General features: G+C 64.4%; 30 protein-coding genes. 22 read left to right on the top strand and 8 right to left on the bottom strand.

Annotated elements, in window-relative coordinates:
- Nucleotides 1-514: 514 nt before the first annotated feature.
- The gene (locus tag ON32_RS24795) at nt 515-1030 is read right to left on the bottom strand and encodes a DUF1772 domain-containing protein (protein WP_040793436.1); all 516 of its coding nucleotides are present in this window, start codon (nt 1028-1030) and stop codon (nt 515-517) included.
- 78 nt (nt 1031-1108) lie between these two features.
- Here ON32_RS24795 and ON32_RS24790 point away from each other — a divergent pair, with 78 nt between their 5' ends.
- Both ON32_RS24790 and ON32_RS28250 read left to right on the top strand, forming a co-directional pair.
- Entirely contained in the window at nt 1109-1585 is a 477-nt protein-coding gene (locus ON32_RS24790; RefSeq protein WP_040793435.1) for a MarR family transcriptional regulator, read from the top strand.
- Between the two features lie 21 nt (nt 1586-1606).
- The gene (locus tag ON32_RS28250) at nt 1607-1984 is read left to right on the top strand and encodes a tyrosine-type recombinase/integrase (RefSeq protein ID WP_083874766.1); all 378 of its coding nucleotides are present in this window, start codon (nt 1607-1609) and stop codon (nt 1982-1984) included.
- A gap of 582 nt (nt 1985-2566) precedes the next feature.
- Here ON32_RS28250 and ON32_RS24785 read toward each other — a convergent pair.
- Nucleotides 2567-3118 carry a hypothetical protein gene (locus ON32_RS24785; RefSeq protein ID WP_040793434.1) on the bottom strand — a complete coding sequence of 184 codons (552 nt, stop codon included), beginning with the start codon at nt 3116-3118 and terminating at the stop codon, nt 2567-2569.
- Nucleotides 3119-3596: 478 nt separating this feature from the next.
- Entirely contained in the window at nt 3597-4214 is a 618-nt protein-coding gene (locus tag ON32_RS24780; protein WP_040793433.1) for a hypothetical protein, read from the bottom strand.
- Nucleotides 4215-5315: 1101 nt separating this feature from the next.
- Here ON32_RS24780 and ON32_RS28240 point away from each other — a divergent pair.
- The 5 genes from ON32_RS28240 (at nt 5316) to ON32_RS24755 (ending at nt 8345) form a co-directional block, all read left to right on the top strand.
- Nucleotides 5316-5507, top strand: coding sequence for a ribbon-helix-helix domain-containing protein (locus ON32_RS28240; protein ID WP_083874765.1), 192 nt, complete (start codon nt 5316-5318; stop codon nt 5505-5507).
- The gene (locus tag ON32_RS24770) at nt 5500-5865 is read left to right on the top strand and encodes a VOC family protein (RefSeq protein ID WP_040793431.1); all 366 of its coding nucleotides are present in this window, start codon (nt 5500-5502) and stop codon (nt 5863-5865) included. Before ON32_RS28240 ends, ON32_RS24770 begins: the two co-directional genes overlap by 8 nt.
- A gap of 4 nt (nt 5866-5869) precedes the next feature.
- Entirely contained in the window at nt 5870-6721 is an 852-nt protein-coding gene (locus tag ON32_RS24765) for a class I SAM-dependent methyltransferase (protein WP_040793430.1), read from the top strand.
- A 420-nt stretch (nt 6722-7141) separates the two neighbouring features.
- On the top strand, nt 7142-7762 hold the full coding sequence (locus ON32_RS24760) for a chloramphenicol phosphotransferase CPT family protein (protein WP_040793429.1): 621 nt from the start codon (nt 7142-7144) through the stop codon (nt 7760-7762).
- 85 nt (nt 7763-7847) lie between these two features.
- Entirely contained in the window at nt 7848-8345 is a 498-nt protein-coding gene (locus ON32_RS24755; protein WP_157224355.1) for a hypothetical protein, read from the top strand.
- 163 nt (nt 8346-8508) lie between these two features.
- Here ON32_RS24755 and ON32_RS24750 read toward each other — a convergent pair whose 3' ends face one another.
- Nucleotides 8509-9012 (bottom strand): DDE-type integrase/transposase/recombinase, encoded by a 504-nt coding sequence (locus tag ON32_RS24750; RefSeq protein ID WP_281032254.1) that lies wholly within the window; start codon nt 9010-9012, stop codon nt 8509-8511.
- A gap of 39 nt (nt 9013-9051) precedes the next feature.
- Entirely contained in the window at nt 9052-9963 is a 912-nt protein-coding gene (locus ON32_RS24745; RefSeq protein ID WP_040793427.1) for an NAD(P)/FAD-dependent oxidoreductase, read from the bottom strand.
- Nucleotides 9964-10071: 108 nt separating this feature from the next.
- Here ON32_RS24745 and ON32_RS24740 point away from each other — a divergent pair, with 108 nt between their 5' ends.
- A complete protein-coding gene (locus ON32_RS24740; protein WP_040793426.1) occupies nt 10072-10575 on the top strand; it encodes a MarR family winged helix-turn-helix transcriptional regulator in 504 nt (167 codons plus the stop codon).
- Nucleotides 10576-10941: 366 nt separating this feature from the next.
- On the opposite strand, the gene ON32_RS24735 is transcribed toward ON32_RS24740, so the two are convergent.
- The gene (locus ON32_RS24735) at nt 10942-11766 is read right to left on the bottom strand and encodes an MBL fold metallo-hydrolase (RefSeq protein WP_040793425.1); all 825 of its coding nucleotides are present in this window, start codon (nt 11764-11766) and stop codon (nt 10942-10944) included.
- Nucleotides 11767-11967: 201 nt separating this feature from the next.
- Between ON32_RS24735 and ON32_RS24730 the strand changes: the two genes are divergently transcribed.
- Nucleotides 11968-12594, top strand: coding sequence for a LysE family translocator (locus tag ON32_RS24730; protein ID WP_051133650.1), 627 nt, complete (start codon nt 11968-11970; stop codon nt 12592-12594).
- Here ON32_RS24730 and ON32_RS24725 read toward each other — a convergent pair.
- Nucleotides 12575-13462: a helix-turn-helix transcriptional regulator gene (locus tag ON32_RS24725; RefSeq protein ID WP_051133651.1), complete on the bottom strand. Its 888-nt coding sequence runs from the start codon at nt 13460-13462 to the stop codon at nt 12575-12577. The genes ON32_RS24730 and ON32_RS24725 overlap by 20 nt on opposite strands.
- 103 nt (nt 13463-13565) lie before the next feature.
- Here ON32_RS24725 and ON32_RS30625 point away from each other — a divergent pair, with 103 nt between their 5' ends.
- From ON32_RS30625 to ON32_RS24695, 7 genes are all read left to right on the top strand, one after another.
- Entirely contained in the window at nt 13566-13691 is a 126-nt protein-coding gene (locus tag ON32_RS30625) for a hypothetical protein (RefSeq protein WP_281032253.1), read from the top strand.
- A 6-nt stretch (nt 13692-13697) separates the two neighbouring features.
- Entirely contained in the window at nt 13698-14924 is a 1227-nt protein-coding gene (locus tag ON32_RS24720) for an aminoglycoside phosphotransferase family protein (RefSeq protein WP_083874763.1), read from the top strand.
- A gap of 578 nt (nt 14925-15502) precedes the next feature.
- Nucleotides 15503-15751 carry a hypothetical protein gene (locus ON32_RS29770; protein WP_157224353.1) on the top strand — a complete coding sequence of 83 codons (249 nt, stop codon included), beginning with the start codon at nt 15503-15505 and terminating at the stop codon, nt 15749-15751.
- A gap of 663 nt (nt 15752-16414) precedes the next feature.
- A complete protein-coding gene (locus ON32_RS24710) occupies nt 16415-16879 on the top strand; it encodes a nuclear transport factor 2 family protein (protein WP_040793422.1) in 465 nt (154 codons plus the stop codon).
- The gene (locus ON32_RS24705; protein ID WP_040793421.1) at nt 16876-17763 is read left to right on the top strand and encodes an NmrA family NAD(P)-binding protein; all 888 of its coding nucleotides are present in this window, start codon (nt 16876-16878) and stop codon (nt 17761-17763) included. Before ON32_RS24710 ends, ON32_RS24705 begins: the two co-directional genes overlap by 4 nt.
- A 12-nt stretch (nt 17764-17775) precedes the next feature.
- On the top strand, nt 17776-18699 hold the full coding sequence (locus ON32_RS24700) for a Tn3 family transposase (RefSeq protein WP_245551278.1): 924 nt from the start codon (nt 17776-17778) through the stop codon (nt 18697-18699).
- A gap of 28 nt (nt 18700-18727) precedes the next feature.
- Entirely contained in the window at nt 18728-19267 is a 540-nt protein-coding gene (locus tag ON32_RS24695; RefSeq protein ID WP_157224352.1) for a type VII secretion system-associated protein, read from the top strand.
- Nucleotides 19268-19380: 113 nt separating this feature from the next.
- Here ON32_RS24695 and ON32_RS24690 read toward each other — a convergent pair whose 3' ends face one another.
- Nucleotides 19381-19773, bottom strand: a complete 393-nt coding sequence (locus ON32_RS24690; RefSeq protein ID WP_245551277.1) for a Tn3 family transposase — start codon at nt 19771-19773, stop codon at nt 19381-19383.
- A 55-nt stretch (nt 19774-19828) separates the two neighbouring features.
- On the opposite strand from ON32_RS24690, the gene ON32_RS24685 reads away from it, so the two are divergent.
- From ON32_RS24685 to ON32_RS29765, 6 genes are all read left to right on the top strand, one after another.
- Nucleotides 19829-20689 carry a hypothetical protein gene (locus tag ON32_RS24685; RefSeq protein ID WP_040793420.1) on the top strand — a complete coding sequence of 287 codons (861 nt, stop codon included), beginning with the start codon at nt 19829-19831 and terminating at the stop codon, nt 20687-20689.
- A gap of 223 nt (nt 20690-20912) precedes the next feature.
- Nucleotides 20913-21263 (top strand): hypothetical protein, encoded by a 351-nt coding sequence (locus ON32_RS24680; protein ID WP_040793419.1) that lies wholly within the window; start codon nt 20913-20915, stop codon nt 21261-21263.
- Between the two features lie 494 nt (nt 21264-21757).
- Nucleotides 21758-22273, top strand: coding sequence for a tyrosine-type recombinase/integrase (locus ON32_RS24675; protein ID WP_245551276.1), 516 nt, complete (start codon nt 21758-21760; stop codon nt 22271-22273).
- 187 nt (nt 22274-22460) lie between these two features.
- Nucleotides 22461-23399: a phosphotransferase gene (locus ON32_RS24670; RefSeq protein ID WP_051133645.1), complete on the top strand. Its 939-nt coding sequence runs from the start codon at nt 22461-22463 to the stop codon at nt 23397-23399.
- 88 nt (nt 23400-23487) lie between these two features.
- Nucleotides 23488-24102: a hypothetical protein gene (locus tag ON32_RS24665; RefSeq protein WP_040793418.1), complete on the top strand. Its 615-nt coding sequence runs from the start codon at nt 23488-23490 to the stop codon at nt 24100-24102.
- Between the two features lie 616 nt (nt 24103-24718).
- Nucleotides 24719-24862: a hypothetical protein gene (locus ON32_RS29765; protein WP_157224351.1), complete on the top strand. Its 144-nt coding sequence runs from the start codon at nt 24719-24721 to the stop codon at nt 24860-24862.
- Nucleotides 24863-25571 lie beyond the last annotated feature (709 nt).

The following is a 25571-nucleotide window of genomic DNA, read 5'->3' as shown; positions in this document are numbered from 1 at the left end:
TGGCACCGTCGTTCCCCGATACGTTTGCGCAGTTCACCCCGTCAACGGTAGCGAGATCCGGTGACAATCTCGAGCCTCGGAAACGATTCACGATCCCGGGTCCGGGGGGAGACGAACAGCCTGCTCATGAACCCACTGGTGCAGATGGGCCGACGCGGCCCCATTTCGAACCGGCGGAGGGTATATTCGATGCCTGCGGTATTCGGCATGGAGCGTCCCGAGAGTACGGGTGGGTCAGAGCACGTGCTCAAGGACGACGTCGACAACCTGCGAGACCGGCACAGTCGTGAGAACTTCGAGGGTCGGGCCGCTCTCAGCAGGGCTGGGCCGTCTCGGTGTATTCGACGCCGGCGTCCTTCCAGCGGGGTTCTGCTCCCTCGCGGCGCTCATCCGCGGCGGCGATATTCTTCCGTGGCCTGCGTCGCTTGTGCCTTTCGGGCCCGCCGACGATTCGGACGCGACTATGAACGATTTCTCGCAGTACGGATCGCCTCGGATCCCGACACTGCCCGCGCTATGCGGCAGCGACCGCCGTGGGCGCGGTTCGGGTGACGTTGCCCGAGAGTGAAAGCGCCCGCAACCCGCACAGCCAGCCGATTCCGCCGAGCACCATGCGTGGATAGTTCAGCGTGGTCCAAGTGTCGATGAACGACTCCACCCGGTCGGGTGTCCAGGCGTCGCCCCCGGATTGGAAGATCAGCATTTGGGTGGCGAAATAGCCGTAGGTCGACAGCGAGTAGGCGGCCATGATTCCCGCCGACGTCAGCCACCAGCGCCGGAAGGTGACAGGGGTGCGCCACGCCAGATAAAGGTTCATCAGCGACAACAGCGCGACAACCGGAGAGACGAACGGCCAGAACGCACGGCCGGCCTGATGGAAACCGGATTCGTTCATGGCGTCGAGTACCTGGTCCGGGGGCGCGTCGGCCCACAGCGGTATCACGCCGAGTTTCTCGTACCAGCCCGCCCCGAACTGGATTCCGACGAATATCACCAGCAGCCACAGTGGGATGGCGCGTTTCACAGTCATTGCCCTGATCTCCTCGACATCTGTACTCTCTCTTTGAGAGTCTCTCTATATTGGAGATGTTACGAAGGAGTGTCGCGTATGGCATCAGGGAAGTCCCGGAGTGAGACCCTGAACTCGCTACAGCTCGCGCTGCGTTTGCAGGCGTCGCGGACCGTGCTGTTCCATTCGGCCGTCGCGCACCGTGCCGGTATCGCCGTCACCGACCTGAGCTGCCTGAACCTGCTCAGCATGGACGGCCCGCAGACTCCGGGAGAGCTCGCACGGCACGTCGGTATCACCCGCGGCGGGGCCGTGACCGCCATGATCGATCGCCTCGAGCGGTCCGGGTACGTTGCACGCCGGCGTGATCCGGATGATCGGCGGAGGGTCCTCGTCGAGATCACCGCCGAGGCCGCACAACAGATTTCGCCTATGTTCGCTGGCCTCGGGCGAGCGATGGAAGAGCAGTTCGTAGGCCACGACGCCGAAACGCTGGCGATAATCCTCGATTTCGTCACCACGTCGACGGACGCGCTGGCTCATGCGACCGACGCATTGCGCGGCTTCTCCGCTTGAAGTAACCCCCCCGTCGCGCAGGTGCACCGTCGAGCATCTCGATCCGATGTGATTGCACATGAGTACAAGCGCCACAGCCACGCCACCGAGCTGAGCAACACCGGTGTCTCCATCGACGTGGTGCGCAAACGACTCGGGCACGCCTCCACCGAGACCACCCAGATCTACACCCTGCTCGTTGACAAGATCGCCGACGACGAGATCCGGGCAGCCCGGCGCTGTCAGGCAGGCGAACCCACAGGCAATCTCGGATCGAGTAGGGAGCAAGGCCGCGGTGTCAGCTGGAGAAAGACAGGAAACGGCGGGATCAATGCTGCAAACGAATCAACGATCCAGGTTGATGGTGTGACGTGGGCTACTACTCGACTATCGACGGCTTGTCGACCTCGAATTCTCTGAACGACGGAAGCATTTCACCGTTCTCGTCATAGTTTGCCACCACGCCGATACGTGCGGAATCTTCACCCGGAAGTCCAACGTGCGCATCCAGGTCTGTTGGAGCGATGGCCTTTCCCGAGAAAGGTCCAGACTTGCGCCCCGCCCCACGACCACCCCTTACAGCGATTTGACAACTATAGGAGCGTCTGTCACGTGTGGTTGGCCGTGGTGAAGTGACCGATAAGGCATGGGCTCGGATCGAGCCCATGCTGCCGGTCGGGTGACGGCGTGATCGTCGGCAAGTGATCAACGCGATGGGAGGGGAAACTACGCGCCGGCGCACCGTGGCCTGACCTGCCTGAACGGTACGGGCCGTGGAAAACCGCGCACGAGAGGTTGCGGACCCGGTGCGGTTGCTCCGGCTCGGCCGACGTGGTGGGCCGCGAGGAACCGTAGCATCGGCGATGGCTTCATCGAGGCCACGCCGTCGTCGCCGTTGGCACCGACGCGCATCACATCAGAAAGCACCACGGGGCAGGAAATGGCATATCGGAAATGGCGAGCCTCGGGCCGACGCCGGGGCTTCCCAGCCGACCTCAGGTTTCACCGAGGGCGTTGCTCCGGCTGGATGTGGGCAAGCAGTAATTTGATCAGCAGCACCGGCGCGAGCCAGGACACCGACGCATGGATGCTGTCGACCGCAAGAATCACCGACAGCGCCAGCGTCGTCAAGGCGAAGCCCACCGGTCGGCGCAACGACAACGGTGTCGCCACGACGATGACGGCGGCGCCCAATGTGACCAGATAGACGATGACGGCGGACCCCCACCCGAAATCCGGCACTGCCCAAGCCACGAGGAACGGCTGTACATGAACGGCGACGAAGGCGAGGTGATGCCCAGCTGTTCGACCGGGCCGATGCCACCAGTGTTTTGCCGAGTCCATGGCATTCACGGTCGCCCCACCGAACAGATCGAAGGCGACCAGGCCGATCACAACCAACGATAATGGATGCCAATCCGCGACCACCCCAGTGATGACGGCGAAGGCCGTACCAGCCACGGCGACGCTATAACCGAGCAGTCGTTCTGCCGATGTCGCCGCGGGTGCGATGAGTGCCGCGTCGAGCTGCCGCACCAGGACACTGGTATTCATGTATTACCTCAACTGGGAGTACGTTTCGATGTACGGGTCCGACAACCAGGCGATAGGCGGGACCGGCGGAGGCTCCGTGAGCCACAGCTGACCAACCGGCCCGCACATCGGCCAGAAGACCGGCGATGAGCCGTACGCCTTGGCCGCATGCCGCTACCGGGCCGGCGGGGACGGCGACGGCCTGGTAGTTCGTGAGCGCGTTGTACAACGTCGCCGCGCTCGGATGGAACCGCGTGATCAATTCCGCCGCCAGAAGACGGAGAGCCCCCTCTACCACGACACCGCCGATCCAGCGACCGCCACCGATCCCACCCCGGCGCGACCGGTCCCTGCTTCGGCACGATCTCACAACACCGAGGTACGGTGCACACCCGCAGAAAAGGCACGCATGCCCTCCTGAGCACCCTGTTACCCAGAATCCTCGTAGGTCTGCACCGAACGCCGTAACGGTGCCGAGGACTACAGACCCTCGTCGCACTCACGCGCTATCACTGTAGGGGGTGTTCGAGGCGCACCAAAAGTCGAGCCACCTCTCGAACTGCTCGAAGGACCGCACACCCTCCTCCACGACTGCCTGGTAGATGACCAGACTCGGTACTGGTTTGCCCCTGTCGGCACTGGTTCTGAGCACGTGCTTGATACCTAAGACCGCGCCACGCGTCTCGTCGCTCATGGAGGGACCGAACCTCCGAAGGTGCGCGAGGTCGGGCTGCCGTTCCGGCTCGTCCACGAACCACAGGTCCAACGTCCAATCATTTGCCTGCGGTGACCGGCAGTGGATGCCGAGGTAGAAACCGTCCGGGTACTGCGGATCGCGATTCCACCGCCCGGTGTCGTCGCGTACCACGACCTGTCGCACGTCCGGATGTAAGGCCAAATCGCCGCCCAGCTGCGCGATGCGTCTCCTGGTCGGCTCGTCCAACATCGTGCATGCGGTGGTGATGTCGATGTCACGCCGATCTATGACTTTCAAAGCGACAGCGCCGACGATCGTCGGCTGCCCGATCTCCTCAAGTCGGTGCTGAAGACCGAGCCCGGTACACACCTCCAGAGCTTCATCTTCGAGCCGCTTCTCATGCTCCAGGAGCTCGTCCATTCGCACATCTGACTCGGGTTCTGTTGGTTCGAAAATGTACATGTCGATTGGTTTACTCAGCTCTTCACCGGAGTCGAACCGTAGTTCACAGCCCGGTCAGATGGCATTCGCTGCGGGATGGAGTCCTTGGCGATGCGTCGAGGCCCTCTGTCGTGTGCTCGATCCGCCAAGGTCGGTTTCAACTGCAGAGGATATCGTATTGCCAGTGTCAGCGTGTAGTGGGATCTGGATCATGCGGGCGATGGGGCCATGTGCAGGACACGGTCCAACCGCCGGTATCCACCGGTTTTTGGCGCGCAGTCCGGCGGCTGGTGTGACGCGCACAGAGGTGGGCCGAGCGCGGCAGCGAAGGGAAAGGATCCGTTGTGGGTCAACACCTCGGCGATGGTGATGCCGTGGCCGGCGAACCAGGCCGCGACCCGCGAAGTCGAGCGCGCGGCGGCCCGCCACCCTTCCGGGCGGTACCACCGACCCACGGGTAGCGCATGCCGACCACCCGTATATGCGAGTGGAAGGGGGCCCAGGACCGCGAACATGGTGACCGACAGGGGATAGTCACCGACCGTGACGCCCGCGTCGATGGCGGCCAGGAGATCGTCACGTTCCCGTCGGGTGATCCGGGGGGCGAACAGCTCGTGCTCGCAGTTCCAGTGCTCGCGCCAACGGCCCCGTGGTCACCATCGTCGGCCAGGGGCGGCCAGCTGGCCAACATCACAGAAGTCCACATTCGACGCAAAGCACGGTTCTCTGGCGGGTCCAAAGAAGCCCGACTGGCCGGTCACCGAGTGCTCGAAACAACTGTGCGCCCCTCCTGCCAGGTAACCGCATGGATCGCTGAGAACGAAGATGGCCGTGGACGCGCACCTATCAGGGTCTTCTGAGATTGGGCACGACCTACCGAGAACCTTGAGGTCGGGAGGGTCGCTTCGCGGCGCGCAGATCGAATTCCTGCGCGCGTCGAGAGGCGATCGAGCTGCACCTGCGCGAAGCACTCTCGATACGAGCCGATTCATCGGTTGCCGACTGTTCCCCGTTGCGGCGGTCGCGGTCGTGTCGGGCAGCCTCTTGATCACTAACATTTTAGAATGCTAGCATTCTAATGTGAGCGCGGATGAGGTCAAGCAGTTCAACGTGTATCTGCCGGTGCAGTTGATCAAGCGCGTCAAGCACCACGCAGTGGAGTCGGAGCGGTCGCTGAGTTCGATCGTGACCGAGTCGCTGGCGGCCTATTTGGATCAAGCAGACGGCTCACAACCTGGATCCAGTGAGAGGAAGACGAACCGACATGGTTAGCGAAGGCATCGAAGCTCTATTCCTGGAGACGCACAACTGGGGCAAGGCGGCCCGGTTCTTCCAAGCGTTGGGGTACGAGCTCGAATTCGAGACCGATCATCGGTCCGGCCAGCTGCGCAGCATGGTAGGACCGCCAGTGTTCATCGCCGAGATTCCCGAGGACCGCACTCCGGGGATGCAACTCGTGTTCAGGATCGCTGACGCCGAAGCTGCCGAGAGGCAACTGAAGGACCTCGGTATCGACGGCCCGTTCGAACCGACGCACTTCGGCACCACGATGACCACACTGCGCGATCCCGACGGGCGGGTGTGGGGCCTGCAGGCGCCGTTGAGCGGCCACACATCGGAACAGGCCTGAGGTCGTGTCCGAGAAACCTGACTCCACCGCAGTTCGTACGGCGCTGTGGCGCGGGCTGCACACGTTGGTGGATGACCCGCCGCACGTTCTCGATGACGCAATCGGCGTGCAGATCACCGGAGTCGATGAGACGTGGCAGGCACGTCCCGACATGGACCCTGCGCTGACGCGCGCCAACCGCGCCTCGATTGTGGCCCGAGCCAGGGTTGCCGAGGACACCGTCATCGCCTCTGGTGCGGGCCAGTACGTCATCCTTGGCGCCGGCCTCGACACCTTCGCTCAGCGACACAAGGGCCCCGTGCGTGTCTTCGAGATCGACGCGCCCGCCACCCAAGCCTGGAAGGCGGCCCGGCTCGTGCAGCTCGGGCTCCTCGACTCGACGCGGCTGCACCTAGTGTCTGTCGATTTCGAAGCCGGTGAGTCGTGGCTCGACAAAGCGGTCGAAGCCGGATTGGATCCGGCAGTGCCAACGGTTGTCTCGATGCTCGGTGTAACCATGTACCTCACACCGGAGGCGATCTCGACGACGCTACGTCAGGCTGCTTCGCTGGCGGCGGGTTCGATCATGGTCTTCAGCTATTCACGGCCGATCGAGATGGCACCAGCCGAGGTCCGCCCCATCCTTGAAGCCGCCGCGAAGGGGGCCGCCGCCTCAGGCTATCCCTGGCTGACCCTGTTGACACCTGACCAGGCCGTCGGTCTTGCCCGCGAAGCAGGGTTCGCGGATGTCGGACTAGTGACCTCGACCGAGCTGCACGAACGCTACTTCGCCGACCGCCACGATGGCCTCAGCCCTGTCGGAGGAGAAGACCTCGTGGTCGCCACAGTCGGTGGGGATCACATCGGCCCCAGGTAGAATCGAGATCTTGAGGATCCCGCACTGCCCATCCAGAAAATTGGGACTGCCTGGCGCTACCTTTGCGCGCCGTGACCCGACCGCTTTCCGGCAGCGGTGGTAGCGCTCGGTGGCTGCCAGTGCATGTCTATTATGTTTGTTGAGGTTTTACGGATTTCACTGCCCAGGACAGTGTGTGTCCGCCGTCGCATTCGGGAACGAATTGCTCGGTGGAGGATCCCCAGGCACGCGCCTGTGAGCCAGGTGGCCGAGGTGCGGGACAAGCCGTGATCTGTCGATAGCCTCGCCCGCGCGTTCTGCATCCCCTACCGTCGCAACACGCATTCTGCCAAACCCGCACGGCCGCATGCGATCACGTCTCGATTGGATCGACAGGGCGAGCCCGGGTGCGTACACCGGCCGGCTGGATAGTGTGGTCAGATGCCGGACACAGAACTCCGACCTCGAGTAATCCTCCTCAAGGGGACATCGAGTTCAGGCAAGACCACCCTTGCCCGCGCCATCCAGGACGAGAGCGACACCCCATTCGTCTACTGGGGAATCGACACCCTGTTCGGCCTGACGCCACCGAACTGGGGTGGCGGACGCGACACTCCGCTCAGCCGCGACGGATTCTGGTATGACCGCACCGGCCACGACGCCGACGGTCACCCTGTCGTGGTCATCCGCTACGGCCACGTCGGGCGGCGCATGCCGCACTCGGCATGCGCCGCAGCCGCAGCATTCGCCCGTGGTGGCGACAATCTGGTTATCGACGAGATGCTGCTGACCCCGGACTTGTTGCCGATCTGGATGGACGCGCTGGCCGACCTGGATGTCTACCTCGTCGCCGTCACCTGCCCACTGGCCGTCGCCGAACGGCGAGAACAGGACCGAGGCCACCCGATCGGACTGGCGCGCGGCCACCTCCATACCGTTCACGACCACGGCTACACCTACGACATGACCGTCGACACGACTACAAAATCACCCGCCGCGCTGGCCAGAACCATCCTGCGACACCAGCAGCCGGCACAGAAAAAGCACAACACCAGCCGGTGATCTTTCAACGATGCCCTTATCGATATCGTGTGCCGGGGCGACTCACGGCCTCTCCCCGTACCTGGACGTGTGCCTGTGGTTCGGGTTGGACGGCCGGTTCGCGATCGAGCCCATACGTAGCACCGGGAGCTCATACGGCGAGAGGAATGCCAATCAGACCCTGGAGCGGACCCGCGCGGCCAAGCGCACCGCCGAGCAGGAGCTCGCTGCCGCCGCCCGGGAGCGGGTCGATGCTGAAGTCGCCGCCGCGATGTTGAGCACCGAGATCGCCGGTGACTCGGTCGGCCCACGTACAGTGCGGGGCCCACCGAGGCCATTACTCGACCGGCCGAGGGAGCTGGCCGAAGGGGCGGAACCAGCGATTGCCGTCCTCGTCGTCGAACCAGATATCGGCTTGCACCTGGCCTTCTCCGGAAACGCCACGTCGGTGACTTCGATATCGCCAGCGGCATCGACCCAGTTCTCGCTGACCGACCTGCGGCGGCGGGTGGAGGCGATGTTGCCACGGGTGGACCTGCCGGAGCTGGTGCTGGAGGTGATGCCGTGGCTGCCCGAGTTTACCGAGACGTTCACCCACCTCTGATGACCGACTCCGCGAGCGCATTGACTGTCACGGGGACGCTTTGACGAGTTGGCTCCAGGCTCCTATCAAGTCGCGCCCACCCGGCGGCAGCGCTTGCTGCGTGCCGAGCCGGACGGTCGACAGATCAACGCCAAGACACTCGCAGGGTCAGTCATAGCAAGAGTCAGACCGCCGCGGCCAGGACTACCCGATCCTTGCGGGATCCGGCACCAAGAGACTGACAGTCATAGCTGTCGCCCACAGATCCCATCGACTGCGCGATCCCGTTGTCCGCCAACCGGTTAGCGCACCGAATCGCGGTATAGGTCGAGCCCCTGTCGCCGTGATGAACCAACTCACCATCGCGGATATCACGGCTCCAGACCGCGAACTCCAGTGCACCCAGCACCAGCTCGGTGTCGCAGCTGTCCGAGGTTTTCCAGCCCGCAATCCGGTTGGAGAACGCATTCCGCACCGCCGCCGGCCAGAACACGCCCTGACCGCACGGGATCCTGGTCGCGTCGGCCACCCACAACCGGTTCGGCCGGTCCGCGGTGAAGACCCGTCCGACCAGATCCGGTGCCGGCGCCGCCCGTGGATCGGTTCGTGTCGGGGCGATGCGCCACCGTTTCCGCAGGAAAGCGCCCTGCAACCCGGCGCCACAACCAAGGGCTTCGCCTATGACCACCCGAGGGTCACAAACTGCAGCTCAGGGGCTAAACTCAAGCTAGGTGAGCGAGCTCTGGATGTCTTGTTCGAGCAGATAGTGATTCACAGCCACCGCCGCTCTGGACCCCGCGGCTGTGGCGTGGACCAACTGGGCGGGCGAGTCGACCACATTTCCCGCTGCCCAGACACCGGGCACGCTTGTGCGACCGGTCGTGTCGACCGTGATCCAGCCATTGTCGCCTACCGCGCAACGCAGGCGGGTCAGCAGCTCGTCGCGAGGGGTGAAGCACGGCCCGACAAAGACCGCCGCCCGCGGAATGAGTTGCCCGGAGGCGAGTTCGACGCCGTACAGGTTTCCGTCGCGGAGGACGATACGTGCCACATCGCCCTCGACGACGCGTACGCCGCGAGCGTCCAGCCGGCGGCGCTCGTCGCCGGACAGGACAATTTCTTGAGGAAAGAAGATGACGTCGTCGGACCATTGACGCACCAGAGACGCCTGGTGCACCGAGAACGGCCTGTTCGCTCCACCCAGCACGGCCAGCGGGGCGTCTCGCACCTCGTACCCATGGCAGTACGGGCAGTGGAGCACTCCCGTACCCCACTGTTCGCGAACTCCGGAAATCGCAGGTAGTTCGTCCTGGAGGCCGGTAGCGACCACAACGGCCCGCGCCTCGATGCTATCCCCCACCTCGGGTTCTACCGTGAAGCCGCCATCGGCTTCGGTGATGTCCACGACGCGCCCGGTCAGCAATTGCGCGCCGTATCGGAGCACCTCGGTTCTGGCGGCCCCCAGCAACTGCTGAGGTGTGGCGCCGTCTTGGGTCAAGAAGCCGTGCGTCGTCTCGGCAGGATGGTTTCTGGGGGCGCCGGCATCGATGACGATCACCCGGCGACAGGATCGCGCCAAGACCAGTGCCGCGCTGAGCCCTGCTGCGCCTCCGCCGACTACCACGACGTCGTGAATCATGAATGTCCCCTCTGTGTCGATCTCCGGTCCGCCCCGCACGACCGCGTGGCCGTCCGGGTAGGCTCAGAACGTACCGGATTGTATACTAGTTAACAAAAAGGGGTGTTGATGGCCGAACGGACACTGCGAGAACGGACATACGAACTCTGGCGTGTGCGAAATCCCGAGCTCGACACCTCCGCCATGGTCGTGGTCGGCCAGATCAAGCGCATCTCCGCACTGCTCGACCAGGCAGTGGAAGATATCTATGCCGACGCAGGCGTCAGCGCCGCCGAGGTGGAGCTGCTGGTACCACTCCGATACGCCGACCCGCCACTCACCGCGATTCGACTCGCGGAACACCTCGGGATGTCCAGGGCAGGCGTCGGCAAAACACTCACCAAGCTCGAGCGCCGGGGACTGATCACACGCGCGCGGAATCCGGCAGATCGACGATCGGCCCTGATCGGCCTCACGCCGGCCGGAGTCACCTTGATCGATGAGGTCTTCCCCCGCGAACTCTCGGTCCACGCGCAGCTCCTGACCGACCTGAACCAAGACCGAGAAACGGTACTGCACGGCTTGGACCTACTCGCCGCGATCCTCGAAGCCCACGGCGACCGCCGGCCCTGACAGGAAGATCCACCGACGCTCCGACGCGAATGGAATCCCGCGGGCAACCGTCGTAACCGGGGCGAATGCCCACGACAACCCCATGCTGCGGCCGTTGGCGGATGCGATTTCGGCGATCCGGGTCCGGTGTGGGCCGCCTCGAACGCCACGGCCATCTTTTCGTGGCATTCCTGTCCCCCGCTGCCGCACTCACCCGCTACAGGAAACTCCCCACACGAGATGCCCTCTTATGGTGCGAGTCCGGACCTTCGGCGGTGTGGCCGCGGATCCGGGCTGCGGTAGAGGTTCGGCCCGCTCCCCTGTCATCACTCGACAAGAAGAAGCCGCCGCTGATCACGCGGCGCATCACAGGATCGGGACAAGGCGTCAGGTCAGGTGGTCGAACTCTCCGGTGACCCAGCGAATGTGACGCTCGGCGGAGCGACGGACGACCTCCTTGGCATCGTGCTCGATCGTGTCGCCTCCCAGGGTGTACAGGCGATCATAGGAGTAGGCATCGAGACGCGAGACGATGCGACGCACCACCGCCGCGGACATCGGCACGTGCCGCGGGAAGTTCCTCTGGAACGACACCCAGTTGGGCACCAGAGTGCCGGCGATGGTGTCGCCGGACAGCAAAGTGCCGTCAGCGGTGAGCGCCACCGAGCTGCCCTTCATATGACCGCCAACTTCGATCAGAGTGACTCCAGGCAGAGGTGTCTCGGTTCCGGTCCAGTAACGGATCACCGGGTCGTGCCGGGCGACCCACTCCTTGTCGTTGGCGTTGACCAGCACGGGAACACCGCCGAACTCGTGGCTCCAGCTGACCTGCGCCGCGAACATGTGCGGATGACTCGTGGCTATCGCCGAGACACCACCGAGCGCATGGACCATTCCGACGACAACAGGGTCTATGTAAGCGGGCGGGTCCCACAGCAGATTGCCGTGGTCTGTTCGGACCACGAACGACCAGTGACCGATCGCCAATCGGGGTTCGCGCCGAAGGCTGTGCACCCCCCGACCGTGGTCACGGTGATGGGTGGTGTGCGGTTGCCGGGCGAGTTCCTCGTGAGTGGTCCAGCGACCATGCGGGCCGAGATCACCTCGTTCCTCGTCCGACACCTCATCACTGGCGAGAACGCAGCCTTCGGCCGGTGGAGTCGCGGAGTCATCGTGTTCCAGCCCGCACCCGTCACAGACCCAGATAGTCATACGAGCGATGATGTGACCTGAACCTGAGTTGAGGTCAAGTTCGGCTCGTCTGATCTGGAAGATCACGAGTCCACACGCCAGTGACGGCACCGGCACGAATCCCGGTATCCCGGCAATTGGAGTCCCCGCGCAGGATCCCGAACCCGAGCTCGTCGCCGCTCTTCCGACCGCATACGTCGAAGGCGCATGCCACAATGCGATATGGCTGCACATCTCCTGGCTTTCGCTGTCCTCGCGGCGGTCTTGGTCGCAGTTCCCGGGCCGGCGGTGATCTTGACGATAAAGAACGCTCTGGTACGCGGACGTCCAGCGGCCGTTGCCACCGCCTGCGGTGTCCTGGCAGCGGACCTGGCCTGGGCGACGGCCTCCGTCGCCGGACTGACCGCGCTGCTCGCGGCCTCTGACGTGGCCTTCGGGCTGGTCCGCACAGCCGGAGCGTTGTATCTGCTCTATCTGGCCGTGAAGCTCATTTTCTCCAGAGGTCTACCGGTGACACAGCCGTCGGCGGAGAATACGTCCCAGCACCGTGGACTGCTCCGCGGGTTCCGTGAGGGCCTGCTCTGTGACCTGTCGAACCCGAAGACCGTGCTGGTCTTCGCCAGCGTGATACCCCAATTCCTCGCCCAGGCCGACTCATCGCTCGAAGGACTTCTGCTCGGAGTCATCTTCGCCACACTCGGCTTCTGCTCTCTGCTCGTCTATGCCGTCATGTTCGGAGCCGCGCGCTCGCTGGTGAGCAACGCCAGGCTCACGAGGAATCTGATGCGTGGCAGCGGGGCCGCCCTCGGCGTATTCGGTGTGGCGTTACTCAGCGAGAGCTCTGCCTAGAGGTCTCACGGACCATGCTGTCGAGTGCGTCCCAGCTGTCCTCGGGCGCGGCGACGTGGAGATGCGACAGTTCGCGAATAGCCTCGGCCGCCCGGGAGCCGGGCTCGGCCGAGTAAACGACGAGCCGCTGGTCGCGCCCGGGCACCGACAAGGTTTGCGCGTCCAGTTCGATGACCCCCACCACGGGATGTTCGAACCGCTTCCCCATGCTGGGTTCAGGGGCCACCTCGTGCGCTTCCCATCCATTGCGGAAGTCGGTATCGCGGGCGGACAACCAGTCGATCAGTCGGGGGATCTCCGGATCATCCGGATACCGGACCGCAGCCCCGCGCAGATCGGCGACGGCCTGTCGGATGAAATGCCTCTCACCGTCGACGGAACCGCAGGAGACGCCGAGCGCACGGGTTCCGAACGCCAGCCGCAAGAGGTTGCGTTCGGCGGCGAAATCGCCGATCAGCTCGACGGCCGGCGGATTCCAGGCGAGCACGTCATACCGCGGGTTCAGTACGTAGGCCGGCATGTCGATTCGCTCCAGCAGTCGGCGCACACCCGCTGGTACATCCTCGTGCGGGAGGCCGGGTTGTCCCAGTTCGTGTCCGGCGAGTCCGGTCATGTAGCGCTGTTCGTCCTGACCGAGTTGCAGCACGCGGGCGAGCGCGGCCAGCACCTGAGGTGACGGCCGCGGCGCCCGTGCTTGCTCGAGCCGCTCGTAATAGTTTGTGGAGATACCGGCCAACCAGGCGACTTCTTCTCGGCGCAGACCAGGTGTACGCCGGCGCTGCCCTGGCTCCGGGGTGAGGCCGACCGCGCCGGGGCTCAGTCGTGCCCGGCGCCGGCGCAAGAAATCGGCGAGCGCGTGTTTGTCCACGACACCGACTTTGCCCCATACCCGGACCGTCCAGCAACGGACTGGTTGTCCGGGGCTGGTCCGACCGTTCCGCATGGTGGTGCGCAGGCGCAATCCTGCAACTGTGACCCCTACCGATACCGACCGGCGGACCCCGCGGGAACTGTTCGAACGAGGACTGGACCTGCTGCTCGCCGCCGATGCGGAGTTGGAGTTTCCGTTCGCCACAGCGGGTGCGCCCTCACATTAGAATTCGATGGACCGATCGGGCAGCGGCGAGGTCGCTGCGAGGATGCTGGAGGCAGCCAAACGCCTCGCCGAAGCAATAGCTGCGAAAGCCGCCCCGCGGGTCGGCGAAGCGTATCAGCAATTCCCGGACGGGATCCGGTACGGCCTCCACCGGACGACCCATGGCCAGAAGCAGTCCGCAGCCGAACTCGACGGGCTCGGCGCCGGGCACGGAAACCACAATTCCGCTACAGCAGGACCGGCCGACCGCGTCCGATCCGAGGTACCTGCAGAAGAGGCTCGCCGACTGTATGCACAGGTTCGGGACCTGGAGCCGGATGCCGCAGGAACCGGGAACCGGGTCAACATTGTCGATACCAGTGCTGGTCCGGCGGTGGTCAGGCGCAACTTGGACCAGCCGCGGGTGACCATGCTGAAGAAGTGGATGCCGGAGAACGAGGCCATCACCTATGCACGCGAGTGCGGTGTACGGACACCCAAGATCCTCTACGCCGGGACAGACCCGTCTACCGGGCGGCCATTCACGATCATGCAGTACGTACCCGGTCGAACACAGGGCTTCGATGATCCCGAGATGATGAACTGGCTGCCCGATCTCCTCGATCAGGTCCAGTTGATGTACTCCCGCCCCCTGCCACCGGGAATGAACCTCGATATCCCCCGGTGGCAGCAGCAGATGATCCAGCACGCCGAGGACGCCTACCGCAACCTGCCACCGGAGCGCCACGCCAGATTGGACCAACTCGGACTCGGTCCGCTATCGGACTACGTCCGGCCCGACCTCAGCCGCTCCGGCGAGCCCACCGTCTTCGCCCACAACGACCTCTACCCGTCCAACCTGCGACTCGACAACCAAGGAAAGCTGTGGATTTTAGACTGGGAGATCGCCGGTCCGGGCGACCCGCTGTACAACGCGAACTCCTTCCTTCTACGCACAGGCGACAACATGGATGACGCAGCCCAGGTCCAGGCCACCGAGATGTGGCTGGACCGAATGCCACCGTCAGCCGCTTCGGTCGACAGTGGGCCCGTATTCGACACCTACCGCATGATGGAGGACTGGCGCACGATAACGATGACCACAGAGAAAGTACCGCGCCTTATATCCGAAGACCCGAACCGCCTCGAATTCTGGGCCAACTGGTACGACATTCGATTCTCCCGAAACCCCGAACCCTGGCCCGACATCCCGAAAGACGAACTACGAACCATACTCCGCAGATGGGCGGAATAAAGCGTGCACGAGCCGGCCCGAGACCCACGCGCGTGGGAGTGTCCAATTCGGCGGATCTCAATGCTCAAAGGAGAGGAGCCAAGTAAGTGGCACGGCAGCCGAGTACGCGACCGTGACCGGGAAGGCCAGCGCGTCTGGAGCGGCGGAGGTTTCGGACGAGGAGCTGATCGCGACCCTGGTCGATCGGGCCCGCACCGTCGGCTAGGCCGGCGGGTCGCCGCGGTGCCGGGCAAGGCAGCGCGTAGGCGAACAAGGCCGTGCGGCGCGGTTCGCCCTGGGCACGGCCTCACTTGCGCGGAGCGCTAGTACCTGCAGACCTACTCGAACTGACTGAGAAGTGACCGAAGGGACGGCGCCAGTGGTTGCCTTGCTCGTCGGCGAACCAAATATCGGCTTGCACCTGCCTCGCCTGAGGCAAGGAAAACTGGGACGGCTGTTTCGTGGTCAGTACGGTCGGGAACGCGGCGGTCATAAACAGCGCCGGCCACTGATTCAGCTGAGGCGATATCGGCGATGACGCCCCCGGCGTCAGAACGTCGGCGTAGCCGGGCAGCGACCCCAGCGCTCCGGGTGGAAACATGCCTGCCGCCGGGGATAGGCCCGCTCGACTATCGGGTTCGTGGTGGACGGCGGGTGCGCGTGGCATCATCTGCCACCGGTATTCGGATGGGCGTCCCCACCGCACACCTCGATTCAACCCTCTGGCCGTCGGGGTTCTTTCGTCGAATTACATCGAGAAGCGCCGGGCCGACTCGGTGCGGTCGGACCTGGACTGGTTGGCGGCGATCGTGGACGTGGTCGCCGTCCGGGTGAAAGGGGCGCGCTGATCGGACGCACCCGGTCGATAACGGCAAAGACCGGGTCGAAGATCCATGTCCGGAACGGGGTGAATGGGATACTGCTGGTTATCATCGTGACCGATGCGCACGTCCACGACAGTCGCAGCATCCTGCCTTCGCCGGTGGTTGTGATTCTCACGATCACGGTCTCGCCGTGGCACATGCCGCCGACCCGAATGGCTACTGCCGACAAGGGCTACAGCTGCCATGCACGCCGGTGTAGGTGAACACCCCCCAGGTTCGGTTATTTCGTTCCGTTGAGCGAGGTCTAGAGGACTGTCTTGATGAACTGTTCGAGTAGTCCATCGGGACTGGTCGGGGCGGGCCTTGTTCGCTTACCGCCCTCGATGCCGCGGCCGCTGGTCGCACCTGAAGCGACCGGGAAACGGGCACTGTCTGCGAGGTCGCCGTTGACTTGGCTCCGTCATGCCACCCGGAATCAATGGTCGATTTTCCATTCCTCAATGGCGCATTCCCAAGCTGCCCTTGGGTGCGGTGACGTGGAGGTGCGGCAGTTCGCGAATCGCTTTGGCCGCCGGGGAACCGGGCTCGGCCGAGTAAACGACGAGCCGCAGAGTCCAGCAACGGACTGGTTGTCCGGGGTTGGTCCGACCGTTCCGCATGGCGGTGTGCAGGCGCGATCCTGCAACTGTGACCACTACCGATACCGACCGGCGGACCCCGCGGGAACTGTTCGAACGAGGACTGGACCTGCTGCTCGCCGCCGATATGCAGAGTTTCCTCGAACTGTTCGCCGCCGACGCGGAGTTGGAGTTTCCGTTCGCTGCAGCGGGCGCGCCCGCACGTTTGCACGGGCAGGCGGAACTGCACGACTATCTGATCGACTATCCGCAGCGGCTGGCCATTCACGAGTTCCCGGCGGTCGCGGTCCACGAGACCACCGACCCGGAACTGATCATCGTCGAGTTCACCGCGCGTGGGACGACGGTTCGCACCGGCGCCGCCTACGAACTGTCCTATATCGCGGTCATCCGCGCACGCCACGGCAAAATCGTGGCCTGGCGTGACTATTGGAGTCCGGTGGCCGCCGCCGTCGCCACCGGGACACTACCCGAACTGCTCACCGAGCTGGAGCGAACGGAGGGCAAGGCATGACACCACAGGTTCTTGTCACGGGCGCGACCGGCAACACCGGTCGATACGTAACCGCCGGTCTCCGCGCCGAGGGCGCTTCGGTGCGCACTGCGACGCGGTCCCCCTCCGGCGAGACATCCGGCGACGACCACATCCGCTTCGACTGGCACGATTCCGAGACCTATCTACTCGCGCTCACCGGGATCGATCGGGTCTATCTGGTTGCTCCGGTCGGCGTCCGGGATCCGTCGGACCAGATCGAGCACTTCCTGGACGTGGCGCGCACAGCGAACGTGCGGCGGGTGGTCTTCCTCAGCTCCGATGTGATCCCGCACCAAGCCCCCGGGCTCGACCGGGCTCGGCGGCTGGTGACCGAGATGCCGGAATGGGCGGTGCTGCGACCGTCGTGGTTCATGCAGAACCTCATCGTCGCCTCGCACCACATGGCTACCGGCCTCCGTACCCGGGCGGAATTGCCGAGTGCAACCGAGGGACGCGGGATCGGGTTCGTGGACGCGGCCGATATCGCCGCCGTAGGTGTACGCGCCTTGCTCGACGACACCCCACCTAACCGCGAATACGTCATCACCGGGCCGGAGGTTCTGTCCTATGACGATGTCGCTCGGATACTCAACGAGGTACTGACGCCTCCCCGCCCGGTCCGGCATATCCGGCTGACGGTGCCCGAACTCGCCGGCCGTATCGCCCGGGGAATACCCGAGGATATGGCGATCGTGCTGGCGCAGGTCGAACGCCGGATCGCGGAGGGAGCCGAGGAACGGGTCACAACTACAGTCGCCGAAGTCACCGGCAGGAAACCGCGTTCTCTCCGCGACTTCGTCATGGCCCATCGCGACAGGTTCGACATAGCGGTGGCCGACTCGCCACGGGATGGGGAAAGCTGATGTGGGGCCGGGATGAGAAAGTGCTCTTTACCTCATCATTACCGTTCCCGGAGGTCGGTTTGTGTGGTGAGCAGAGTATCCGCCTCCGGGTTCACCGAGGCATTCGTCCACGCCTCCGGCAACGACGCCCGCGTCGCGGATCTCGGGTTGTCGGTGGCGGCCGTGCTGTGCGGGCATGCGATGAACGTGGGTTCCAAACCGGTGACCAGCCCTGGCGTGCCCGCGCTGATCCGGGACCGGCTCCATCACGTCGACCAGCGCTATGGGCGGTGGGAGACGATGAGCACTGCCAACGTCGCGCTGATCGAGGCCCAGGCGCGGGTGCCGTTGGCGCGGACCTGGGGCGGCGGGTTGCTGGCGGCGGTCGACGGCATACGGTTCGTCACCCCGATCCGCACGATCCACGCACGACCGAGCCCACGATTCTTCGGACGCCGACGAGGCATCACCTGGTTGAACATGCTCAACGACCAGGCCGCTGGCCTAGCCTCCAAGATCGTGTCCGGGACGCCACGCGACTCGCTGCACATTGTCGACGTGTTGCAGAGCCAGCGCGGCGGGCAGGTGCCCGATTCGGTCATCACCGACACCGGATCGTATTCCGACATTGTCTTCGGTCTCCTGCACTTGACCGGCTACCAATATCGGCCGCAGTTGACGAACCTTCCCGATCAGCGGCTGTGGCGATTCGACACCCACACCGACTACGGGCCACTGGAGCAGGCAGCCCGGGGCCGTATCGACGTCGACAAAATCACCACCAACTGGGAAGAAATGTGCCGGGTCGCGGTGTCGATCCACTCCGGCGAGATCTCCGGCCACGACGTGACCCGCATGATCTCCCGCGACGGGCGCCCGACCCCGCTGGGGGAGGCCATCGCCCACTATGGGCGGATCTTCAAGAGACCGCATGGAAGGTGCGTGATGTTATCCTGACCAACAGGCTCACGTGGGTGGGAATGGTATGAGGCTCGGGCAGAAAGCAGAGGTCGTGGACGAGTCGGTTCCCGGGGTGATCCGGCAGGGCGACTGGTTCGTGCTGGTGGACCCGGCATGGGAAACGAGCGCGCAGTCCGCGCTTCCGTCCGACATGATGGTCGGTGGATGGCTGCAGGAAGACGACGGCACGATCGGTCCTTTTCAACCGAATCCCGGGTATCGGCCCAGCGCCGAGACCGTCCCTACCGATCCCATCGATGCCGTCCTGCGGCGAATCGCCGCCGGTGGAGGCGATCGGCTCGGTGACGAACTGGCGGCGATGGTTCATGACTCCGTCGTGGCGATCGGCTGTGACGAGCACGGTCGGCCGCTGATCGGTTCCAGCCCGGACGGAATCGGTTGTGTGGTCGTCGCTACCGCCGAACTGCAGAAGACGGGCATCGACGTCGACCGATGGCGATCCGTACACGGAGCGAAACTTGCCGACGTCGTGCCGGCCGGTGTCGAGATCTTCCTGAATCCGGCCGGTGCCGCACCGTTCCGGCTCGCCAGTATCACGAGCTGACAGCAGGCCACGAGCTATTCGGCATCACTGGATGCGGCGCATCTTCTGCCGCCCTCAGGGGCGGAGGTCGGCGAGGGGACCTGATCGATGGGCTGGTTCGTGCCGACAACCTGTCACTCACTGTCGCGGGCGTCGGGATCACGGAGCGGCCGGTGTGTTCCGTCGAGGTCCGGCAGGTGGAAGGCGTAGTGCCCGGCCAGGCCGATGTGGCTGCGGATGAACGCCGACAACCGGGCGGCATCTTCTTCACGCACCGGACAGTCTTGTGCGCGAAGCTGTTCCAGGGCGCGGTCGCTGTGGACGGTGTTCCATAGCACGAGACAGTTGAGCACCAGCCCGAGTGCTGAGAGCTGGTCTTCCACGCCTTCGTAGTAGGCGCGCACCATTTCCCCCTTCTTACCGTGGTAGATCCGCCGTGCCAGATCGTGGCGTCCTTCGACGAGGTTGGCTTGGGCTTTGCCTTCGCGCCGGTAGGGTTCGTCGTCGGCCAGCCGTAGGATGTGCAAAGTCCTTCCTTTCCGGGACTGGCTGGCATGGCACTACTCTCTTTTCGGAGATGACATGACACAGCCGTTCCGGATTCTGCAGCAGGCCACCGAACGCTTGGCCGACAAGTTTCTGATCTTAGCGAAAAATACGCCGGAAAGCCATTTCGGTGAGCCTCTTCGGGAAGCAGCGTCGAAACTGTCCGGAGCAAATCTCAAAGCTCGCCGGGAATTCCTGACGGGCATCGATCCTTTCACCGGAACATCTCGCTCGTTCGAGATCCGCCACGTGGAGAGTGTCCCTCTGGCGGATTCGAACGGAAAGGTCATCGGCGTAAAGTTTCCGGCACAGCAAGACAATGCCGACAACTGGGTCAGATGGGCTCGAGCCGAGCGCCGAACGTCCGACATTGCCTATTCGACCAAGGAACCCGTCGTCACACCCCACCCCGACGGGGGTGGATCTCGCTGGGAATTACCCGAAGCCAGGCAGGCGCCCTGGGCCAGCGGCGATGGGCAGCCGCCGACCTATGTCTTCACCCACGGTAACCCCGACGGTGAAAGGATAGTTAGAGAACTGTCGGACAGTGGAGAGACCTCGGATATCCGTGTGGACGGTCCGACTTTCGGCCGCATCCTCGCCGCCAACGATCACTACCGCCGGGCCATCGAGGAGAATAGCCGGATAACGGTGGACAGCACTTGCTACGGAGACTCTTCAGCGGAAGGAATGACCGCGGAGCTGTGGAAAGCCGGAATTGATACCGAAGTCTATGCGTTCAAAACAACGACCTATTCTTGGAGTATCGGATCGGAATCTCACGTCGACGCATCGACGCTGTCGGCCATAACGCACAGCTCCGCGGAAGAGGCACTCCTCACGGACCCCATCACCCACTATGCGCCCCGTGACCGGAAGAGCGCCGACAGTACATGACACGACCAGCGTGTGTCACGTCTGCCGGCCCGTCGAGCCGACCCCCCGTCGATACGGCGGTTCCCGCGCGCTTCAACGCGACGATGACCTTGAAGCCGTAGGCGGCGGCTGATCGGAGACGACCTTGATCTGGATAAGCGATCTGAAACCGTTCCGCGCCATGGCAACCGGTGCCGTACGCTCGAAGGATCACGCCGGTCATGATGGGGGAGGGGCAGCAGTCATGGAGGATTTCGAGCACCGCTACCAGTGGTATCTGGATATGTTCCGGGACGAGTGCACGCTCAGTTTGTACGAGCTGCAGACCGTCGAGGCGCAACTTCGCCGCCTCAACCACGACCTCGAATACGCTGACCTCCTTACCGATCGCCGGGTGGACCTTCTCAAGCTCCGCAACGAGACGATGACCGAGCACGCAGCAGCGCTGCACCATGCCCGGATCGACGATGCACGCGCGGTCCAGCGGGCGGTAGCGTCCCAGCGCCCCACCCCGGAGGAACGGCGCCGGGCAGCCGCTCGCCGGGAGCGGACCGGCGCCGGCACTGGCGACCTACTCGCGTCCGATACGCCGTGATCAGCGGCAGGACCGGGGGTACTCCCGCTGACCACGGTATAGGGGCTAGAGAGTGTCCTCAAAGCCACATGAGCAGGGTGGGGGGCTGATCGGGGTCTACGTGGTGATGCGCGACGGCTCGTACCGTAAGTCCAGCCCCGGCCTGAGCTGTAGCTGTGGCTGTCGGAATGTGGACTGTAACGTCCCGCCTCCCGGTCAGCTTCGCCCGGATGTCTCCGGCCAGCTTTTGCACAGCCCCTCGAACCGCCGATATACGGCCAGTTGCTTTCTCCCAAGCGATGAAGAGCCCAACGGCTGTCACGAGCGTGCCTACTAGTTGAAGGGCATCCCCGATGGTTTCCATGTCGGGGCAGTCGCGGTGGTTCCTACAAGCGTTACGAGACACTCAGGACGCTTGGGTAATCGGTTACGTCACGGAACCACAGCCGGTCGACCGGGCTGGGACTGGCGGATGCGTGATCGACTGCGGGAGGTAAGCCGGTACGGCACTCGTCGTGCCCAGCACCGTTCGGTTATGCCAAAACCAGCCAACTCGGATCGGGGCTATCGGCTGCTCGGCGCAACCGTGCCGCCGACGTGCCGACGCGCCGCCGGCGACGCTCCATCAGCCGGCGTTGCGCGTCGCAGCTGCGCGCGCCTTGATCCTGCGTGAGCACCGGAAACGGCAGATGGAGGAACGGTTCGCCGCGGGGAGTCAGTGGAGGGAAACGGGCTTGGTGTTCACCACGTCACTCGGCGGCCCGATCGAGCCCCGGAACGTGAATCGGATGTTCCATCGGTTGTGCGAAAAGGCGGGCGTCCCCCAGGTGCGTCTCCATGATCTGCGGCATTCCTGCGCGACTCTGCTGTTCACGATGGGCGTGGATGCGGCAACGGTTCAGCGGATTCTTCAGCACAGCTCGATCGGTGTGACGACGGGGACCTACGTGGAAGTGATCGAATCCGTAAAGCGCGAGGCGCTGGATTCGTGGGACTCGCTGTTCGGTCCCGCTGACGACACCGCGATGTGAACTGTCGTCAAAGGTGTCGTCAGTGGGTGACCGGATGGAGGTGGAGAAATGCTGTTCTCCGTGGTGGAGCTAAGGGGACTCGAACCCCTGACCCCCACACTGCCAGTGCGCCCGCGCCCGCTGCCCCTGAGGCCGTGAGCGTGGATAAGTACTGGCGCTGCGGAGGCCGGCACCCCAGGATGTAGCGATGGTCCAAGGGGAGCACACCACCAATCGCTTCGAATGGCCGGACCTGCCGCGGCACGTACAGGGCGAGCTCGAACACCGCCTCGACGGGCGGGTTCACACGGCCAGGACACAGGCAGGCGGATTCGGCCACGGTATGGTCGCACGCCTGTCGCTGACCGACGGCCGAACGGTCTTCGCCAAGGCGATCGACAGCAAAGACCCCCTGGCCGAGGCATATCGAGCCGAAGCAGCCACAGCGGCATGTCTGCCACCCACGGTGGCGGCACCTGCGCTGCGTTTCACCCTCGAGGAGGCGGGATGGTTCGTCATGGTGTTCGACGACATCGACGGCCACATGCCCCGATTCGACCGCCCGGACGAGTTGGCGGCCGTGCTCACCACCATCGAACAACTGGCCTGGGCCCTGGCTCCCAATCCCGTGGCCGGTGTGCCGGATTTCGCCGACCGGTACGGACCGGGCTTCACCCGGTGGAGGCAATTCGCCGACCACGGCCCGCCCACCGATCTCGACGAGTGGTCGCTGCGGAATCTGGATCGGTTGGCCGAGCTGGAATCGACCTGGCCCGACCACACCGACGGTGACACCCTGCTGCACACCGATCTGCGCCCGGACAACCTGCTGATCGACGTCGATACCGGTGTCTGGGTCCTGGACTGGGCCTGGCCGTGCCGCGGTGCCGCCTGGATCGACCTCACCGCCATGGCGGTCTCGATCGCCGACGCCGGGATCGACCCCGACCCGATCCTTGCCGTACACCCCGTCTCCTGCGACACCGACCCGGCAGCCATCGACGCATTCCTGTGCGCGCTACTCGGTTATTGGACACACAACAGTCGCCTACCCGCGCCACCACGCTCACCGAAACTGCGTCCCTATCAGCAGCATTCGGCGGCGGTGACACGACACTGGCTGCGCCGACGCCTGGCGTGGACGTAACGGTCGCGGCCGGCCGCATGGAAATGTCGATGACGCCGACCAATCACCGCTCACTGGCCCGGCCCGAACTGCCCTTCTGGAGTACGCCATGCGCGTGCATGTGCCTTTCGAACTGTCCCAGGACGAGCGCAACGCCGTGCAGGCTATGTATCCGAGTTTGAACGTGACCACGAGCATCGGCGAGGCGATGGTCGGCGGCAACGTCTTGGTTCGCCGCTACCACGATGGGTTGGCCAAGAACCCTGATGGCCATGTCCTCGTGCAAGCGGCGATCGATGCTCGCCGCTGCGGAATCCGTCGCGGCCTGTCCGAGACCGAGCTTCGCAAACTGTTCAATTCCTACTGTGGCGGCCGCCGATCTCGGCACACGTTCTCCCAGGCACTCGCCTGGGCCAGTGACATTCCCCCCGGTGCATCCACCGGCCTCATCCGCCGGAACAGAGGCGGCCAAGAGGAGACGTGGAAAGTGCTCGGCTACCTGGCCAGCGCCGACGACGGCGACCACGGATTCAGCGTCCGCCCCATCCCGGATTCGGGGTGGGCCACAATGCTGGAGGTGCTCGCCGACTCCGACGGTTACGCCCTCGGGATCGGAGCCCACCTTCGGAACCAACCCGGGATCGCCGTCGCCGCCTTCACCGAAGCAACCCGCCGTCCGGGACCATTGAGCACTGCCGCGGCCGCCGCGATGAAGGCTTGTTGAGCTTGATGCCGGGCAGGCCGGCCCGCGGACGTAGCCGAACGGAAGCCCCTCGGGCACTGGGGCACCGAGGACGAACAGCTCGCCGGGACCAGGCCAGGTGTCGGCCCACTCGGGCCCGGTGAGGACCCGGGCGGCCACGGCGAGTTGGCGGTTGATCTCCGCGTCGGAGGGGTGGACGGGAGGGGCTGTCGCCCTGCCGAGCAGGTACCAGGCCAAGATCGGTGACACCGACGGTGAGGGCGCGATCCGCAGCGCGCGTGCCGCCCATTACCCGAAGACTCCGGGCTGCTGGCTCCGTTGCCGGTTCCTCCTTCGGTGTCGGTGGGGTAGTTAGGCCGGCGAGCTGGAATTGCCGATTCCACCCGTTCTCTGCTATTGGCGTAGGGGAGAAATTCTGTCCAGGTCATCGACGTGATCGGTGCACCGTCGGGCAGCACAGTCGGTTCACCGTCGAACCGGCAGTCGACGATTACACCGGTGAACACCAGGACACGACCGTCGTCGCCGCCGGGATGGTCACGGCCCGATTCCCCGAAATAGTCGAGGAGCTGCTCGGGAGTCGGCCAGTAGCTGTAACTGGGTACACAATCCGGCCAACCCGTGCCGTCGGTGTGTCGTGGCCCAGTACAGCTTGGTGCCTGTTGCCTGTTCACCCGTGGTCAAGCGTGGCAACCCCACCGAAGAACTCGATGAAATCGAATGCCTTTCGGAAGGCCCTGCTATGGATCTTGCCGGGGCGCCGGTGGAAGTCGAGGAGTGAGCACAAAACCCAGTACAAGCAACGCGACCACGAGGAGCGCCGCAAGGCCGACTACCAAAACCTTACTTATCCACGGGCTTTCACCGCCCAGAGAGCCGATGCTCGCCAACATGAGCCCGAAAATGCTCACTGCTGCCGACCCCCTCCGGAACCCGCGGGTGATGTTGGCACCTCGTTGAAAGAGAACGACCGTGATCACAGAGTTCAGACATGTGACACCGAGACCGGTCCAGAACATCGTGTCCATAATTCGATCCTTGCAGAGTAAACAACCCGGCGCCGGATCAGAGCAAGCGCCACGTGGAGAGTGAAGCGGTCACGAAGTCACCGCAGCACTCGGCGGTGGGGCATGGCCGACCGAGCCGCCGGTGACCTATCCGTCCGGTCGGCCTCCGGAATCTGCTGCGCCCACTATTGCCGCCTCGAGCAGCTGACGTCCTGCCGGCGACCTGTACCGCTGGCCCGACGAAACCGTTTACGGCCTGGGCGCGAGCACCGATCCGAGGCTGCCTGGGCTCCGAACGCAGCCCGATTCATGGCTCCACACAAGGTATGCGCTGCCGAAGTCCGACGCGCGGTGACGTCGATTTTCACCGTCACGACGACGCCACACGGCCCCCATGCAACGTCGGAATTCACCGAGGAACGATCTCGGAATTCGCTGGCAGAACCATGGGCCGCGTTCCATGCGGTAACGGGGTGCATGGCA

The organism is Nocardia paucivorans NBRC 100373 (assembly GCF_000308675.1).
GTDB lineage: Bacteria > Actinomycetota > Actinomycetes > Mycobacteriales > Mycobacteriaceae > Nocardia > Nocardia paucivorans.
This window is presented reverse-complemented; position numbering and strand designations above follow the sequence as displayed.